Raw genomic sequence first — 14781 nt, forward strand, 5'->3', positions numbered from 1 at the left:
TGTACAACGTTAGGCGGTCACTATAACGTTAAAATTCTGTTACGCAAACCGAGTCACCAGAGATACCGTCATGCGCAACGGACGGATATCAAATCCCATGCACGTCCATCTGGTTAACGAAACACGGGCAACGAGCCAGCCTGTTTCACCTGACGCATCGCCAGATGAGTATGAATGTCTTTGACGTTGTCCAATTGCTGCACTTTGCGAATAAAGCGCTCGTAACCCACCAGATCCGGGCTGACCACTTCCAGCAGATAATCGTACGCGCCCGACACCACGTGCGCGCTGATCACTTCATCCATCTCCACCAGCGCCGATTCAAATTCATCAATCGAACTGGCTTGATGATTATTGAGACTGACTTCGACAAACACCGTCATGCCGATGCCGACCGCTTTGCGATTCAGCGTCGCCTGATAACCATCAATCACACCTTCATCTTCGAGCCGCTTGATGCGCCGCGCGCAGGGAGAGGCTGACAACCCGACCAGCTCCGCCAATTCAGCCGTCGAGAGTCGGCCTTGTTTTTGAATCAGCGCCAGCAAGTGGCGATCAATTCTGTCCATTTTCATCATTTGGTGATTTCCAGCGTTATTTCCATATTTATTGATGGAATCCATCAATAATTCCATTTATATAAACTAAATTCGCCGAATATCAGCGTCAAGTTCTCGTGATAATAAAACCCTCGGCCGATTGTGCGCATGGCACGCGGCACCACCGATCATCAGGGATGACTTATGCTTTCAGGATACTTGGCCATGGTGGCCACACTGCTGCTTTGGGCGGGCTTTTTCTTATCACTGCGCGAAGGGGCCATGAGTGCGCTGACACCGGCCGATATCGCGCTGACGCGCTTTTTGATTCCCGCCATACTGTTGTTGCCGTTTGTGATGAAAGCCAGAGCACAAATAGCGATGGTGCCCAAGCGCTACTTGCTCGGCATGTTTATCGGTTGCGGCCTGCCTTACCTGCTGTTAACCGGCAGCGCGATGCACTTTGTGCCAGTTTCCGATGGCAGCACACTGGTTCCGGGCACCCTGCCGCTCTTTGTCTCCGGCATTGCGGTATGGCTGTTTCATCAGCCGCTGAGTCAGCATCGTATCTTTGGGTTGGTGTTGGTCTTGGGGGGAATTGGCGTGTTTCTCTCCACCAGCGCCATGGATTATCAGAGTGACAAACTGTTGGGTCACTTGCTGTTTCTGCTGGGCAGTTTGATGTGGGCCGTATTTACCATCTGCGCTCGTGTCGCGAACCTGCATTCACTGGCCGCAGCCGGATTCATTTCCCTGTTGTCCGTCACCTTGCTGCTCGCGCTGATCGCCACTGGCGTGCTGCCAAGCCATTTAGCGCAAACGCCGATCTCGGCTTGGCCATGGCAAACGCTATTTGGCCACAGCTTAATTCAAGGTTTGGGAGCCGGTGTGATTGCCGCCTTTACTTACCTGCATGCGGTGACCACACTCGGTGCAGAGCGCTCTGCGGCATTTGGTTCAGCCACGCCAGCCCTTGCGACGCTATTGGCGATACCACTCTTTGGCGAGATGCCAAGCACACTCATATGGGTCGGGTTGGGATTGGTCAGCTGCGGCAGCTTAATTGCTAGCAACGTGTTGATGAAATATGACGCGTCACTGGCGTATCAACCACCGCAACACGGTCGGAATTGATGGAACAGGCACGCCGTCAGCGAACCACTTCCAAAATTAACGGCACCACCACACACAGGCCAAACAGCGTGTTGGCCTTATCGCTGTAGCGTAAATGGATCAGAAATGGCGAGGCGACAAACAGCGTCACCAACACTGGCACGGCGCTAATCACACCCAACAGATAGAGCGCCACCAGCAGGACAGACAAAGTGACCGTCCAGCGCACCGGCACCAGCAGCTTCTTTCCTAATCCAAACATAAATACCAAGGCAGCAAGCAAAGGTAACATCAAAACACCTTTATGATATTAATTCTCATTTAGATTCATCATAGTCACGCGCCGCCACAAAAGCAATAGCCGCACAACGAAAGATCGACCGCCTCCAGTTGGGTCACGGCACAACTTCAGGTATATTTCCGGTTCACTCACTCAAGAAGTTCGCTGTTATGAAAACCCCATGTATCGCCGCCTGTAAAAACAATGGCGGAATCTGCTCTGGTTGCCGCCGCACGATGGATGAAATTATTCAGTGGCGCCATCTGTCCGACGACGAGCGCGACACCATCATGCAGCGATTATCCGGTCAACAATCCACCCACACTTGCCCTGCTTGCGGCGAGCCAGCACATTGCGACATCATCGCGGGGAAAAGCACCTGTTGGTGTTTTGACGTCGAAAAACGCGACGTGTCTGCCCAGCAAGAAAGCTCGGTTTGCCTGTGTCGAAAATGCTTAGAAAAACAGCCGATTGAATAATAATTTCGCATTACTTTTTCTAATTCAAAACATAGATTTTTATCTTGCTTAAGATCACATTTTTCGATTGCTTAAGCACTCCACCCTCACTAATATCTCGCGCCGAGAGCATCGCTTTCCTTCCCGCTCTCATTAGTCATATTTTTGAAATTTATCTTTCTCGCGTTATTGATGTTGTTGGGTGGAGAAAAAGATGTCTGCAACATTTCCGTTAGCTAAACTGACGTTCCTGATCGCCATTCTGACCGCTGTTGGTCAGATGACTCAGACCATGTATGTGCCTTCCATTGGTCACATGGCCGATGATTTTCTGGTGTCTGCCGCATCGCTGCAGGCGGTAATGGCGTGCTATCTGATCCCGTATGGTCTGTCGCAGTTTGTCTACGGTCCGCTGTCCGATCGTTTGGGCCGTAAACCGATCATCATCGCGGGTCTGGCCATTTACATCGTAGGTTCATTGGTCGCGCTATTTGCCCATGACTACGCTTGGTTCTTGGCAGGTAGCTTTATTCAAGGCTTGGGGATTGGTTGTGGCGGTGCGATGTCTCGTACATTAACACGCGACTGCTTTACCGGCGCAGAACTGCATCACGCGAACAGCCTGATCAGCATGTGTTTGATTTTTTCTCCGCTGATCGCGCCAGTATTGGGTGGTTACCTGACTGAATTCTTTGGTTGGCGTTCAAGCTACCTGTTCTTGTCGCTGTTTGCGATTGCCGTGGTCATTACCATGATGACCAGCATGGTCGAAACGCTGCCAAAAGAGCGTCGTAAAAAAGAGTCGGTACTGCACAGCTACAGCTACGTGATGTCCGATCACCGCTTTCAAGGTTACTTGATTTGCCTTGTCGCCACCTTTGCTGGTGTGGCGGTATTTGAAGGCGCGGCCGGCGTGCTGCTGGGTGGTGTTCTGGCGCTGCCAGCAACCACCGTGAGCTTGTTGTTCGTCACCCCAATTCCGGGTTATCTGGCCGGTGCGTGGCTGTCCAATGTGATTGCACAACGTGCCAGTGAAAAACGCGCACTACAAGTCGGCTTGTTCGCAATTATGCTGGGTTCGATGATCGTGTTGATCCCTGGTTTGATGGATCACACCACGGCCCCCACTTTAATTGGCGGTGCAACGGTGTATTTCTTGGGTGCTGGTATTTTGTTCCCTGCGGCAACCACGGGCGCGTTAACACCGCTGCCTTACCATGCTGGTACTGGCGGTGCGATTCTGGGTGGCATGCAAAACTTGGGCGCTGGCTTGGCGACCTTGATGGCATCCATGTTCCCAGCATCCAACCAACTGCCACTGGGCGTGATTATGATGGTGATGTCGGTGCTGGCGCTGCTTGGACTACGCCGCGTGTACAAACGCCACGATCCATCCAAACACATGCCACTGGCGATCTAACGCCACGCATCAATGACCTAACGTCAAAGACCCAACGTCAAAAAGGGAGGCTCATGGCCTCCCTTTTGTTTGTCTGATCTATTTGTCTTGTGGACCACGTTTCTCGTGGCTCACTTCGCGTGACTTATTTGGCGCGTAGCGCCTCGCCTTCAAAGGTCACGCCATCCCAACCAAAGCGCATGAAGTTGCGAATGTTCTGATGATCCGCATTCTCCGGGTGCTGCAACACATCCTGACGGTAAAAATCACCAAAGCAAGCGAGCGTGGCTTGCGGGCTTAGTTGATGAAGCTGCGCAAAGGCAAAAATCTTACATGAACCGTTGTTCTGGTTCGCTTCGTTGCGGGTCTCGCCATTGTCAAACGTCGTTGGCGTGAAATCGTAATGCGCATCAATGGTCGCAATGACCTCAGCAAATACAACGCATTCAGGTTGCTCATTCAGTTGCGTCAGTAGCGCGCTCAGTTCCATGTCAGTCTATTCCTGTTGAGATCGAAAACCCGCAGTCTAAAGAAATTTAACTGCGGTGAAAACCGATGCACGGATTGAATCCATCACTGCATTTCCATTCAATCGGATCTAGCGCACAAAATTGAAGCAAAAACAGCGCCCGTATTGCCCCTGTTGCAGCATCAATGGGCGCACAATCAAGTCATGCGCTCGCATGAGGATTCAATTATTGCGTGAATGCATCCGTTGTGTTCTTTAATCCTTGTCTACACTAATGTTTTATATCAGAAAGACTGCTTTACCTAAGAAGCAATGTTTTAACTAAGAACCGATGTTTTACCTAAGAACGGATGTTTTACCCAAGAACTCAATAATAAATTAACTCGTCAGAGGGCAACATGAAAAAACTATTGCGGCATTTCCCTGTGTACAGGGTGGTTACGCTGATTGCAGGCCTACCTATCGCCATTGCATTGATACTTGCGACGTTGAACGTGCTCGACCTCAGAAACCATGTGGAAGTCGCTGAGCATGACCAAGAAACCGTCAACCTCATTCTGCTCTACGATAACCTCGCACACAATCTGGCGTTAGAACGCGGCCTCACTGCCGGTGTACTTGGCGCTAAAGGCCAAGGCCCACAAGTCGAGCAACTTCGTCAGCAGCGCAGCAAAACCGATACACACGTGAAAGCGCTGCAAAACTTTGCCCCCAAAACACTCGATCCACAATTAACGCGCACATTAAAAGCCGATGTCCTCAATCAACTGACGCAACTCTCCGACGTGCGTAAACAAGTTGATGCCCTCGCGCCCACCATTTCTCCGTTTGCCTACTACTCCAACCTCAATCAACTGGCAATCGATGATGCGCAAGTCCTGCTCTCCACCATCGATGACGTCAATGTGGCCGAAATGGGCAGCTCATTAATTGCCATCGTGATCATGAAAGAGCGCGCCGGACAAGTTCGCGGCGCGCTCAATGGGGCGTTTGCGCGCAAAGCATCGACGCCCGCGCAATACACCGCAGTCAACGGGTATATTGAATCCGGGAAATATGCAGAACGCATGGCAACCCTGACGATGCCCCCCGCGTTGAACCAGAAGCTGACGCAAGCCAAAAACACCGACATTTGGAAAAATGTGGAAGCGATTCAACGCGCCTATTTGGCCCAAAGTGACACGTTAAATGCCTTGCAAGGCCCTGCGCCGTCGGAATGGTTTGGCGCCGCAACCGAACGCATCAAACTGATTAACCAACTACGAAACGACATTCAGCAACAAATGACCACCCTATCGGCCACGCAAGCAGAACAAGCCATTTGGAACCAAAACATCATCTTGGTGATCAGTATCATCGTGGGATTTGTGTTGATTTGGAGTTTGGTCACCAGTGTGATGACGCTGCGCGAGCGCGTGGGGAAACTCAACAAAACACTGCACGCCATGGCATCCCAACGCGATTTGAGTGTCTCTTTGGCTTCACCCGGTCAAGATGAAATATCGCAGATCTCGCAGAGCGTGAATGGTTTAACCACCAACATTCGTAGCCTGCTGTCCGATGTCACCACCACCAACGAACACAGCGCGGAACGCCTGACCAAAATTGTCCGCAGCGCGCAAGATCTCGGAAAGAGCAGCAGCGCGACAACGGCCAAATGCGAAAACATCGCTGCGGCAATGACTGAGCTGTCGCAATCCAGTGTTGAAATTGCGCAGTCGTCGGAACGAGCGTTGGAAGAAACCCGACAAATGACCCAACGGGTGGTCGAGTGCCAAGATCAAAGCCAATCATCATTCAAAGCGGTTGAAGCCTTGGTGCAGCAAATCGAACAGACGCAAACCTGCATGACCGAGCTGGAAAAAGACGCCATGAGCGTGAGTAAAATCGTCGATACCATCAATGGCATTTCAGAACAGACCAACCTGCTGGCCCTCAACGCCGCCATTGAAGCGGCGCGCGCTGGTGAACACGGGCGCGGTTTTGCCGTGGTCTCCTCTGAAGTGCGCGATTTGGCGCAACGCAGTAAAGACGCGACGGAGCACATCAGCCAACTGCTCGGCAATATCACCAACAACACGGCCACAGCAGTAAACAACATGGAGAAAAGCCGCGAAGCGACTCACGACACCTTTGCGTCCGTATCGACCGTGACCAACAGCGTGGCGGCGCTGGAAAGTGTGATTGAAGAAGTCAACGCACACATCACCAGCATCGCGAACGCCACCATTGAGCAATCCAAAGCCAGTGAAGCGGTCGACCAAGACGTCGACATTCTGGCTGACATTGCCCAGCAAACCGGTGAACTGGCCCAACAAATGAATCACATTGTCAGCAGCTATCATGGTGAAGTGGATCGCGTGAAACAGCAGCTCGGCGCATTCAAACTGAGTTAAGCGGGAATGCCAAAGTACTACGAAGATAAAAAGTACTGCGCAGATAAACCGTCTTAGACAACGCAATACACCATCAGGTGCAGATACAAAACGGCGCAGACACAAAAAAAGGTCATCTCACGATGACCTTTTTTACCATATGCTTCACGGCTTAAAATGGCACTTCAACCTGCATAAACCAATCGGCTTGATACACTTCGTGCCAACGATAATCTAGGCGAACACGCGGTTCTCCCGTTTTCTTCTGGCCAAACCCCAAGCTCAGCTTGAGGCCATGGCTCTTCACCCACTCTTCAGTGGTCATTTGTTCTTCACGTGCAGCCAAATCCGCCGGCATCCAAACGCCCACACCCAGATAACTGTTGTCCATCTGTTGGGTCAAAAATGGGCTACTGTCGTTGACATCAGCAGCCAACCAACCATCCCAATATTCACCACTGCTTGGTGTTGCATCCGCTTCGGCATCAAACGTTAACAGATGTTCCGAGCCCGGTTCTTCACTATTGAGAGAAACGCAAATGCCGGCGTTCTCCATGTAGTTGATCTCAACGAGTTCTTCTGAGGGCGTTGCCGAAGTATATAAGTCGCAGTCCAACGCCAAGGTCGGCAGAGAGAAAAGTGCTAATAACAACACACACTTTTTCATGGTTCACGACTCCAGCCCAACACGGGCAAAAATAATTAATACACGCTGAGTTTTTGCAGTAACTGTGCCACTGAAGGGGTTGTCATGGTGGAGATGTCCCCTTTTTCAGCTAAACGCTGGCGAATGTCCGTACTGCGTACTTTGACTTTTTCCGGACAGGCCATCACGGACCAACGCTGTAAAATCTCTTGAGATTTAAAAAACTTACCGAAATTGAACAAATTATCAGGTCCGACCACGAAAGTAATGTCAGCGTGAGGAAAGATTTCCTGTAAACGCGTCAAAACCGCGTAAGTCGTGACACTTTCACCCGGTTGGATCAAATCCTGTTCAACTGTACTTCGTTCTAACTTATGAGATGAAAAATCACCAATAAAAGCATCAATAAGGTTGCAGCGGATCTCATAATTCAGCATTTCCTTGCCCCAAGCATGAGAAATGCTCGGCACGAGTAAAATGCGATCAAAATGTTCAAGTGAGTCAATGACGCTCTTGTGGCCCAACGTGGGTGGGTTAAAAGCGCTGCCAAAAACAGCAATTTTTTCCATCTTTTTCCCGATTAAGAGTGAAAACGGCATTCACGGTTTTCTAATTGAATGTTTGCGGTATGATACTACTAAATGTTTATTGCTTGCAGGAAAAGGAACGCTAATGGAACAAATTATCCGCGAAGAGATGCGAGTGCTACCAAGCATCGATCCAGCATTCGAAATTGAACGCCGTGTTGGCTTTATTAAACGCAAACTGACTGAATCTGGCTGCAAAGCACTCGTTCTTGGCATCAGTGGCGGTATCGATTCCACCACATGCGGTCGTTTGGCCCAATTGGCGGTGGATGCCCTCAACCAAGAGCACGGCACTGACCAATACAAATTCGTTGCCGTTCGCCTGCCTTACGGTGCACAAAAAGATGAAGATGAAGCGCAGCAAGCGCTGGCTTTCATTCAACCGACCTTCTCAGTTTCCGTGAACATCAAAGCGGGTGTCGATGGCTTGCACGCCGCATCACATGACGCATTGGCTGGCACGGGGCTGATCCCAAGCGAAGCGGCGAAAATTGATTTCGTCAAAGGCAACGTCAAAGCGCGTGCTCGCATGGTGGCACAATATGAAATCGCCGGGTACGTGGGTGGTTTGGTGCTGGGGACCGATCATTCAGCCGAAAACATCACCGGCTTCTACACCAAATTTGGTGACGGTGCGTGTGACCTTGCGCCGCTGTTTGGTTTAAGCAAACGTCAAGTTCGCCAAGTCGCCGCAGCACTGGGTGCGCCAGAGCTGCTGGTTCACAAAACCCCAACGGCGGATTTGGAAGAGCTCGCGCCGCAAAAAGCGGATGAAGATGCGTTGAACCTGACTTACGAACAGATCGATGATTTCCTCGAAGGCAAACCGGTCACTCAAGCGGTGATTGACCGTTTAGTGAGCATTTACAAAGCCACGCAGCACAAACGTCAACCCATTCCGACCATCTACGACTAAACGCGTTGCATATTTTGCGTTGTTTTATGCATCAAATTACATAAGTTCTTGTAAAGCCAAGCCTTCTGCGCTTGGCTTTTTATTCACAGGACACACATTGTGGCACAACATTCTCGCTACAAAATCACTCCCAATATCATTACTTATCAATCAAATACCGTGACTGTCCTCCCATTACTTTCATTCCATTTTTTGTAGCCCAAGTTGTGTGAACCAAGCTTCATATTTTTTGTGAATAGCGTCGGAAAATATATTCATCTCTCATTTCATAAGGTTCACAAATATGTTGTACATGGAGTTCTTGTTCCTCCTAATAATGCTGTACATCGGCTCGCGGTATGGCGGTATTGGCCTCGGCGTTGTATCGGGTATCGGTCTGACGGTCGAAGTCTTTATCTTCAAGATGCCGCCCACGTCACCACCCATCACCGTTATGCTTATCATTCTTGCGGTGGTCACGTGTGCTTCGATTTTGGAAGCCGCTGGCGGCCTGAAATATATGCTGCAAGTGGCGGAGCGCTTGCTGCGTAAAAACCCCAAACGCGTCACCATCATTGCGCCGCTGGTCACTTACTGTATGACTTTCCTGCTCGGTACCGGTCACGCGGTTTACTCCATCATGCCTATCATCGGCGACGTGGCGTTGAAAAACGGCATTCGTCCTGAACGCCCAATGGCGGCGGCTTCTGTGGCATCGCAAATCGCCATCACCGCGTCTCCGATTTCGGCGGCAGTGGTGTACTACTTGGCGGAGCTGTCCAACATCAACCACAACATCACACTACTGTCGATTCTGATGGTCTCTGTACCAGCCACGCTGTTCGGAACCGTGCTGATGTCGCTTTACAGCCTGCGTCGCGGTAAAGAGCTGGAAGATGACAAAGAGTACCAAGCGCGCCTGCAAGATCCGGTATTGCGTGAAAAGATCTTCAGCACCACAGCCACATCGTTGAATGAACAACTGCCGACATCAGCGAAGAACTCCGTGCTGCTGTTCATCCTGTCGATCATTGTGATTGTACTGGTGGCGATGTTCCCAGAAGTGCGTCAAATCGGTGATGCAAAACCGATTAACATGGCAACCGTCATTCAGATGATGATGCTGTGTTTCGGCGGTATCATTTTGCTGGTCACCAAAGTAAATCCGAAAACCGTGCCGGAAGGTGTGGTGTTCAAATCAGGGATGGTGGCGGCGATTGCGATTTTTGGTATCGCATGGATGTCGGATACCTACTTCCAATACGCGATGCCGCAGTTCCGCTCTGGCATCATTGATATGGTGAACGCCTACCCTTGGACGTTCGCGCTGGCACTGTTCATCGTGTCCGTAGTGGTGAACTCACAAGCGGTGGTGGCAAAAATGATGCTGCCGGTGGGCTTAGCGCTGGGCTTAGAACCTGCCCTGCTGATCGGTTTGATGCCTGCGCTGTACGGTTACTTCTTCATTCCGAACTACCCGTCTGATATCGCCACGGTGAACTTCGATATCACCGGCACCACCAAGATCGGTAAGTGGTACTTCAACCACTCCTTTATGGCGCCGGGTTTGGTGGGCGTGATTGGTGGCTGTTGTATGGGCTACGTCCTGGGTCAAATTGTGATTGGCTAACAAACCAATGCATACAAGAAAAGCGGACTTTAGGTCCGCTTTTTATTTTTGAATCACTTTTGATCTTGAACCAAGCCTATGTGAACGGGATTTGACCGCTATTTAAATTGACCTTGCAGTGCCCGGCTCACCGCCAGTTTTCGCTCCCCGATATAAACGTACATTTTGCCGGTGAACTCCTTTTTCACTTTATCCACCTTAGCGACATTGACGGCGACTGCGCGATGGATTTGCCAAAATTGGTCGGGATTGAGCTGCGCCAACAGCTCCTTTAGCGATGCGCGCAGTAGATACGCTTCGATTCCGCGCTCACCTTGCGTATACACCGACAGGTATTTGTCTTCGGCCTTGAGATACAGCACATCTGCCGCGGCAATCAAATGAATCTCCTCACCTTTGCTCGCTTTCAACCAAGTCAAATAACCGGGTTGGCGGTTGAGCTTTGAGAGTTGAGAGATCAGCTGCGTCATGTCCGGCGCAGTTTGCTCGGCGCTTTGTAATCGCTGCTGCAACCGTTCACAACACTGCTGCAAACGAGATTCGCTCACCGGTTTAAGCAGATAGTCTGCCGCGTTGGTGTCAAAAGCGCGCAGCGCGTACTCATCAAAGGCCGTCACAAACACCACCAGCGGCGGCTTGACCAGCGCCTTGAGTTGATTCGCCAAAGCTATGCCATCGAGCTTGGGCATTTTGATGTCCAGAAACACAATATCGGGCTGATGCTGATGAATCGCGTCAAGTGCGGTTTCCCCATTGTCCGCCGTCGCTACCACATGGAGTTGTGGCCACAACTCAGCCAACGATTGATTCAAATGGCGGCGCAGCAGCGGTTCATCGTCTGCAATCAGCGCGGTCACGTCAGGCCACATCGTGCTCTCCTTGTAAATGTGTCATCGCGTGTTCAGCGATTCGAATCGTGGCGGTCACGCCGTCTTTGGCGTTCTGAGTCAGCGTAAACTTAGCATCTCGGTCAAACAGCCCCTGAAGACGCTGGCGCACATTCTCCAGCGCGATACCATTGCCTTTGGGAATCTCACCAAGCCCGGCGCCATTGTCTGAAACGGTCAGCACAATCGCATCCTGCAGGCGTTCAATCGTCACATTCACTTCTCCACCCTCCGCTTTGGGTTCAATGCCATGCTCGATCGCATTTTCCACCAGCGGTTGCAACAACATCGGCGGCAAGCAGAGCGCGTGCCACTGCGGATCGTTAGGTAAGCTATAGCGCAGACGATTTCCCAAACGAATCGATTGAATCCCTAGATAAGCATCAATCAGTTCCAGTTCGTCTTTGAGGGTCGAAACACCCTCGCGATGGCGCATTGAACTGCGCAATAAATCGGTTAGTTTTTCCAGCATACGCTGCGCTTTGTGCGGTTCGCTGGCAATCAGCGCGTTCACATTCGCGAGCGTATTAAACAGAAAATGCGGTTCAATCTGGCTTTGCAGCTGTTTGAGCTGGCTCAGCAGCAAGGCTTTTTCCTGTTCGCTCTGACGACGTTTCGCCACTTCGAGCGCATTTTCCGCCACCAGCTTTTGCTCATGAGCGTAAAAATAGAAAAAGCACAGCGCGGTAAACATCAACCCCAACATCATCACCGGTTTAAGCGCCGCAAGCGTGTCGAAGCCCGGGTATTGATTCAACCAGATGTACGCGTTGGTGGTGCCAAACACCATGGCGCCAGCCAACGCAAGCAGGTTCACGTGACGGGTAGAGAGCGAGGGAAACACCGCGCCCAGCACCAGTGCGCACAGATACGCACTCACACCGTAACCAAAGCTGATGATGAGATGGCCGCGAAGCGGACTTGGCCAAATCGCCTGCGTACCGAGCGCAATCACAAAGCAAAACAGCGCGGTGAAGGTCAGGCTCTTGCCATGACGTTTTAGCCAAAGAGTTGTGTCTGTCATAAGACGATTCCTTTATCAATGAGTGGATCCTAAACAGTTCAGGCGGGTTTGCCTATGCACGCCCTGCAATGCCGCTCGTGAAACGTGCGGCACCTCCCTTTTCTGTGTGGTCAGGAATCAGATTAAAGCGATTGAAAAACTCATTTGGCGCTTTGCGACGAACGGTCATCCGCTGGCGTGAACGGTTACCCGCCACCGTCATTGGCGCGGTGAAATCGAACCTGCGACATGAAGTGACAAAAAAACCAGCCCGAGGGCTGGTTTTTATCTGTTCCGCAGCGTGGTCTATGGCACGCCATGACCTTTCGACGCCACCCAAACACGATACCATTGTTCGCGAGTCAGTGTCAGATCCAATGCATCCACCGCGGCTTGTACACGCTCGATTTTACCCGAGCCGATGATGGGCAGCGGTTTCGATGGCAGTGCGCGTACCCACGCGTAAATCACTTGATCAATGCTTGCAGCGCCTAACTCTTCACGCAGCGTTTCTAACACCGCGCGCACCCGTTTCGCCTGCTCAGATTCACCATTAAAGATAGCGCCGCCGCCTAAACAAGACCATGCCATCGGACGCGTGCGCAGCATCTGCATTTGGTCCAGCGTGCCATCATGGGCGACGTCAAAGTTCAGCGGGTTGATTTCCACCTGATTGGTTACCAGTGGTTTGCCCAAACGCGATTGCAGTAAATCAAACTGCGCTGGCGTGAAGTTCGACACACCAAAGTGTTTCACTTTGCCCACTTTATGCAGTTCGGCAAACGCCTCGGCCACTTCATCGGCATCCATCAGCACATCTGGGCGGTGAATCAGCAGCACATCAATGTCATTGACACCCAAGCGTTCCAGCGAGTTGTTCACCGATTGGTAAATGTGCGCGGCACTGGTGTCGTAATGATTGATCGTACGTTCAGGGAATTTAGCGCTGCACAGCTTGATGTCACACTTAGTGACAATCTGCATCTGTTCACGCAAAGACGGTTCCAACGCCAACGCTTCACCGAACAGTTGTTCACACGCGTAGTTACCGTATATATCGGCGTGATCAACTGTGGTGATCCCAAGCTCGAGGTGCTGCTTCAGGAAGGTCAAACGTTCTTGCGGTGTCATCCCCCATTCGCCCAGACGCCAGTATCCTTGTACTAGCTCAGAAAATTCCGGGCCTTGAGAGGCAATCGTGACTTTCGCAACCATGGTTTTACTCCTTTTCTCTCTTTGGCCAACATCCTAAGCTTGTTTCCCAGCCACCTCAACGGATAGACTGGAGAAGTTCGAACTGGAGTACGAAGTTGTGAGTTTTGCGACACGTTTACAAATATTAATTGGCGAAGAAAGTATCAGCGGGTTTGCGCGTCGCGTCGAGCTGTCAGAAGGTTTGATTCGCAAATATCTCAAAGGCAGTGAGCCGAGCCTGACTAAAGCGAATCAGATTGCGATGCGCGCCAATTGCTCATTGGAATGGCTGGCGACCGGTTGCGGTTACTTGTATCGCCAAGCTGAAGTGGTAGATATGGACGCCTACGCGCTGGCGCATCAATACGTCACCGGAAATGCGCTGCCTCTTGACCAGCAAGAGCAGCAGCGACTGATCATCTCAGGATATCAATACTTACGCGCGCATAAAAAATCCGATGGCTATCTCGACGAAGCGGCCATGGCGGCATTTTTGCAGCGTCACCCTAAGGAGCGAACGCCGTCTGCGTCAAAGTAAGCGACATCGTCACACCATCGGTGAACAACGTGGCTTGCGCGTCTTGATGCTGCCATGTCAGCGTTTTAGGGAACGCCCGCGCCTGTTGATTGAGAAACAGCACCAACGCTTTATCCGTGTCTTCCCAGCTTTGTGTTTGCCGCTGCTGCGCCACATCAAAGCGGGCCTGCGCCAGTTGAGCGTTTTGAAGCTGAAAGCCATCTTTGCGTAACCCAAGCTGCAATTGGCTCCAGTGATGCTGACTGTAATCGGCGTGCAGCACCATCTCACTGCGATGATCTGGGTGAAACGTCACCTCCGCCCACACTGGGGTCGCATAATAGGCAAACGGCTCGCTGCACCACGCATTCACCGACGGCATCGCACTGCATTCCATCCACTCGCTGCGCTCAGAAAACGCCACCTCAGTTACCGCTTGTCCCGCCAGATAAGGCTGCAGAAAGTCCGGATGCGCCGCGACTGACGTGAGGCTCCAACACCCCATCACCGCCACACTCATCCAGTGCCATTTATTCATGGGCTTCTCCTCTTTGACGCCAGTGTGCCGCCAATCAGACACCAAAACAAGCGCCCGACGATCTACGCCCTAAAACGATAAAACGTGAGTCAGTTCAAGCTCTTGGGGCGTAGGTTTGAGAATGATGTGTCGACAAAATAGACGAGGTAATGTGGAACATGAATAATTCCAACACAGCCCAACCTACTGAATTTCGTGACCTCAACGGCAAAGTAATGGCTACCGCTTTGCGTTGGTTGAGCGAGACCTCT

16 protein-coding genes are annotated in these 14781 nt (G+C 51.3%); 7 read left to right on the forward strand and 9 right to left on the reverse strand.

Features of this window, described 5'->3' with window-relative positions; genetic code table 11:
- Positions 1-113: 113 nt before the first annotated feature.
- On the reverse strand, positions 114-569 hold the full coding sequence (locus VFA_RS11250) for an Lrp/AsnC family transcriptional regulator (protein WP_038152219.1): 456 nt from the start codon (positions 567-569) through the stop codon (positions 114-116).
- A gap of 174 nt (positions 570-743) precedes the next feature.
- Here VFA_RS11250 and VFA_RS11255 point away from each other — a divergent pair, with 174 nt between their 5' ends.
- Positions 744-1673 carry a DMT family transporter gene (locus VFA_RS11255; protein WP_232281705.1) on the forward strand — a complete coding sequence of 310 codons (930 nt, stop codon included), beginning with the start codon at positions 744-746 and terminating at the stop codon, positions 1671-1673.
- Between the two features lie 16 nt (positions 1674-1689).
- On the opposite strand, the gene VFA_RS11260 is transcribed toward VFA_RS11255, so the two are convergent.
- The gene (locus VFA_RS11260; protein ID WP_004726950.1) at positions 1690-1944 is read right to left on the reverse strand and encodes a hypothetical protein; all 255 of its coding nucleotides are present in this window, start codon (positions 1942-1944) and stop codon (positions 1690-1692) included.
- A 158-nt stretch (positions 1945-2102) separates the two neighbouring features.
- Here VFA_RS11260 and VFA_RS11265 point away from each other — a divergent pair, with 158 nt between their 5' ends.
- Both VFA_RS11265 and emrD read left to right on the forward strand, forming a co-directional pair.
- A complete protein-coding gene (locus VFA_RS11265) occupies positions 2103-2411 on the forward strand; it encodes a cysteine-rich CWC family protein (protein ID WP_038151627.1) in 309 nt (102 codons plus the stop codon).
- Positions 2412-2604: 193 nt separating this feature from the next.
- The gene (gene emrD, locus VFA_RS11270) at positions 2605-3810 is read left to right on the forward strand and encodes a multidrug efflux MFS transporter EmrD (protein WP_004726952.1); all 1206 of its coding nucleotides are present in this window, start codon (positions 2605-2607) and stop codon (positions 3808-3810) included.
- 124 nt (positions 3811-3934) lie between these two features.
- Here emrD and VFA_RS11275 read toward each other — a convergent pair whose 3' ends face one another.
- Complete coding sequence (locus VFA_RS11275) at positions 3935-4279, reverse strand: HopJ type III effector protein (protein ID WP_004726953.1); 345 nt, start codon at positions 4277-4279, stop codon at positions 3935-3937.
- Positions 4280-4656: 377 nt separating this feature from the next.
- Between VFA_RS11275 and VFA_RS11280 the strand changes: the two genes are divergently transcribed.
- Positions 4657-6654: a methyl-accepting chemotaxis protein gene (locus tag VFA_RS11280; RefSeq protein WP_038151629.1), complete on the forward strand. Its 1998-nt coding sequence runs from the start codon at positions 4657-4659 to the stop codon at positions 6652-6654.
- Between the two features lie 151 nt (positions 6655-6805).
- Here VFA_RS11280 and VFA_RS11285 read toward each other — a convergent pair whose 3' ends face one another.
- Positions 6806-7300 carry a hypothetical protein gene (locus VFA_RS11285; protein ID WP_038151631.1) on the reverse strand — a complete coding sequence of 165 codons (495 nt, stop codon included), beginning with the start codon at positions 7298-7300 and terminating at the stop codon, positions 6806-6808.
- Between the two features lie 35 nt (positions 7301-7335).
- Complete coding sequence (locus VFA_RS11290; protein WP_004726956.1) at positions 7336-7848, reverse strand: nicotinate-nicotinamide nucleotide adenylyltransferase; 513 nt, start codon at positions 7846-7848, stop codon at positions 7336-7338.
- Positions 7849-7951: 103 nt separating this feature from the next.
- On the opposite strand from VFA_RS11290, the gene nadE reads away from it, so the two are divergent.
- Both nadE and VFA_RS11300 read left to right on the forward strand, forming a co-directional pair.
- A complete protein-coding gene (gene nadE / locus VFA_RS11295; RefSeq protein ID WP_004726957.1) occupies positions 7952-8782 on the forward strand; it encodes an ammonia-dependent NAD(+) synthetase in 831 nt (276 codons plus the stop codon).
- A gap of 283 nt (positions 8783-9065) precedes the next feature.
- Positions 9066-10391 carry an anaerobic C4-dicarboxylate transporter gene (locus VFA_RS11300; RefSeq protein WP_038151633.1) on the forward strand — a complete coding sequence of 442 codons (1326 nt, stop codon included), beginning with the start codon at positions 9066-9068 and terminating at the stop codon, positions 10389-10391.
- 98 nt (positions 10392-10489) lie between these two features.
- Here VFA_RS11300 and VFA_RS11305 read toward each other — a convergent pair whose 3' ends face one another.
- The 3 genes from VFA_RS11305 to VFA_RS11315 all read right to left on the reverse strand — a co-directional run bounded on the left by VFA_RS11305 (position 10490) and on the right by VFA_RS11315 (position 13496).
- Complete coding sequence (locus VFA_RS11305; RefSeq protein ID WP_004726959.1) at positions 10490-11260, reverse strand: LytR/AlgR family response regulator transcription factor; 771 nt, start codon at positions 11258-11260, stop codon at positions 10490-10492.
- Positions 11250-12302: a sensor histidine kinase gene (locus VFA_RS11310; protein ID WP_004726960.1), complete on the reverse strand. Its 1053-nt coding sequence runs from the start codon at positions 12300-12302 to the stop codon at positions 11250-11252. The genes VFA_RS11305 and VFA_RS11310 overlap by 11 nt, the downstream gene beginning before the upstream one ends.
- 285 nt (positions 12303-12587) lie before the next feature.
- Positions 12588-13496, reverse strand: coding sequence for an aldo/keto reductase (locus VFA_RS11315; protein WP_004726962.1), 909 nt, complete (start codon positions 13494-13496; stop codon positions 12588-12590).
- Positions 13497-13593: 97 nt separating this feature from the next.
- On the opposite strand from VFA_RS11315, the gene VFA_RS11320 reads away from it, so the two are divergent.
- Positions 13594-14013, forward strand: coding sequence for a hypothetical protein (locus VFA_RS11320; protein WP_004726963.1), 420 nt, complete (start codon positions 13594-13596; stop codon positions 14011-14013).
- Here the strand turns inward: VFA_RS11320 and VFA_RS11325 are convergent.
- On the reverse strand, positions 13982-14530 hold the full coding sequence (locus VFA_RS11325; RefSeq protein ID WP_004726964.1) for a hypothetical protein: 549 nt from the start codon (positions 14528-14530) through the stop codon (positions 13982-13984). The two genes, VFA_RS11320 and VFA_RS11325, sit on opposite strands and share 32 nt — an antisense overlap.
- Positions 14531-14781: the final 251 nt, after the last annotated feature.

The organism is Vibrio furnissii CIP 102972 (assembly GCF_000176175.1).
GTDB lineage: Bacteria > Pseudomonadota > Gammaproteobacteria > Enterobacterales > Vibrionaceae > Vibrio > Vibrio furnissii.

What these genes read in the sequence shown, in the direction of transcription:
- VFA_RS11250 (WP_038152219.1), bottom strand. Translation starts at nt 569, where the DNA reads ATGGACAGAATTGATCGCCACTTGCTGGCGCTGATTCAAAAACAAGGC.
- VFA_RS11255 (WP_232281705.1), top strand. Translation starts at nt 744, where the DNA reads ATGCTTTCAGGATACTTGGCCATGGTGGCCACACTGCTGCTTTGGGCG.
- VFA_RS11260 (WP_004726950.1), bottom strand. Translation starts at nt 1,944, where the DNA reads ATGTTACCTTTGCTTGCTGCCTTGGTATTTATGTTTGGATTAGGAAAG.
- VFA_RS11265 (WP_038151627.1), top strand. Translation starts at nt 2,103, where the DNA reads ATGAAAACCCCATGTATCGCCGCCTGTAAAAACAATGGCGGAATCTGC.
- emrD (WP_004726952.1), top strand. Translation starts at nt 2,605, where the DNA reads ATGTCTGCAACATTTCCGTTAGCTAAACTGACGTTCCTGATCGCCATT.
- VFA_RS11275 (WP_004726953.1), bottom strand. Translation starts at nt 4,279, where the DNA reads ATGGAACTGAGCGCGCTACTGACGCAACTGAATGAGCAACCTGAATGC.
- VFA_RS11280 (WP_038151629.1), top strand. Translation starts at nt 4,657, where the DNA reads ATGAAAAAACTATTGCGGCATTTCCCTGTGTACAGGGTGGTTACGCTG.
- VFA_RS11285 (WP_038151631.1), bottom strand. Translation starts at nt 7,300, where the DNA reads ATGAAAAAGTGTGTGTTGTTATTAGCACTTTTCTCTCTGCCGACCTTG.
- VFA_RS11290 (WP_004726956.1), bottom strand. Translation starts at nt 7,848, where the DNA reads ATGGAAAAAATTGCTGTTTTTGGCAGCGCTTTTAACCCACCCACGTTG.
- nadE (WP_004726957.1), top strand. Translation starts at nt 7,952, where the DNA reads ATGGAACAAATTATCCGCGAAGAGATGCGAGTGCTACCAAGCATCGAT.
- VFA_RS11300 (WP_038151633.1), top strand. Translation starts at nt 9,066, where the DNA reads ATGTTGTACATGGAGTTCTTGTTCCTCCTAATAATGCTGTACATCGGC.
- VFA_RS11305 (WP_004726959.1), bottom strand. Translation starts at nt 11,260, where the DNA reads ATGTGGCCTGACGTGACCGCGCTGATTGCAGACGATGAACCGCTGCTG.
- VFA_RS11310 (WP_004726960.1), bottom strand. Translation starts at nt 12,302, where the DNA reads ATGACAGACACAACTCTTTGGCTAAAACGTCATGGCAAGAGCCTGACC.
- VFA_RS11315 (WP_004726962.1), bottom strand. Translation starts at nt 13,496, where the DNA reads ATGGTTGCGAAAGTCACGATTGCCTCTCAAGGCCCGGAATTTTCTGAG.
- VFA_RS11325 (WP_004726964.1), bottom strand. Translation starts at nt 14,530, where the DNA reads ATGAATAAATGGCACTGGATGAGTGTGGCGGTGATGGGGTGTTGGAGC.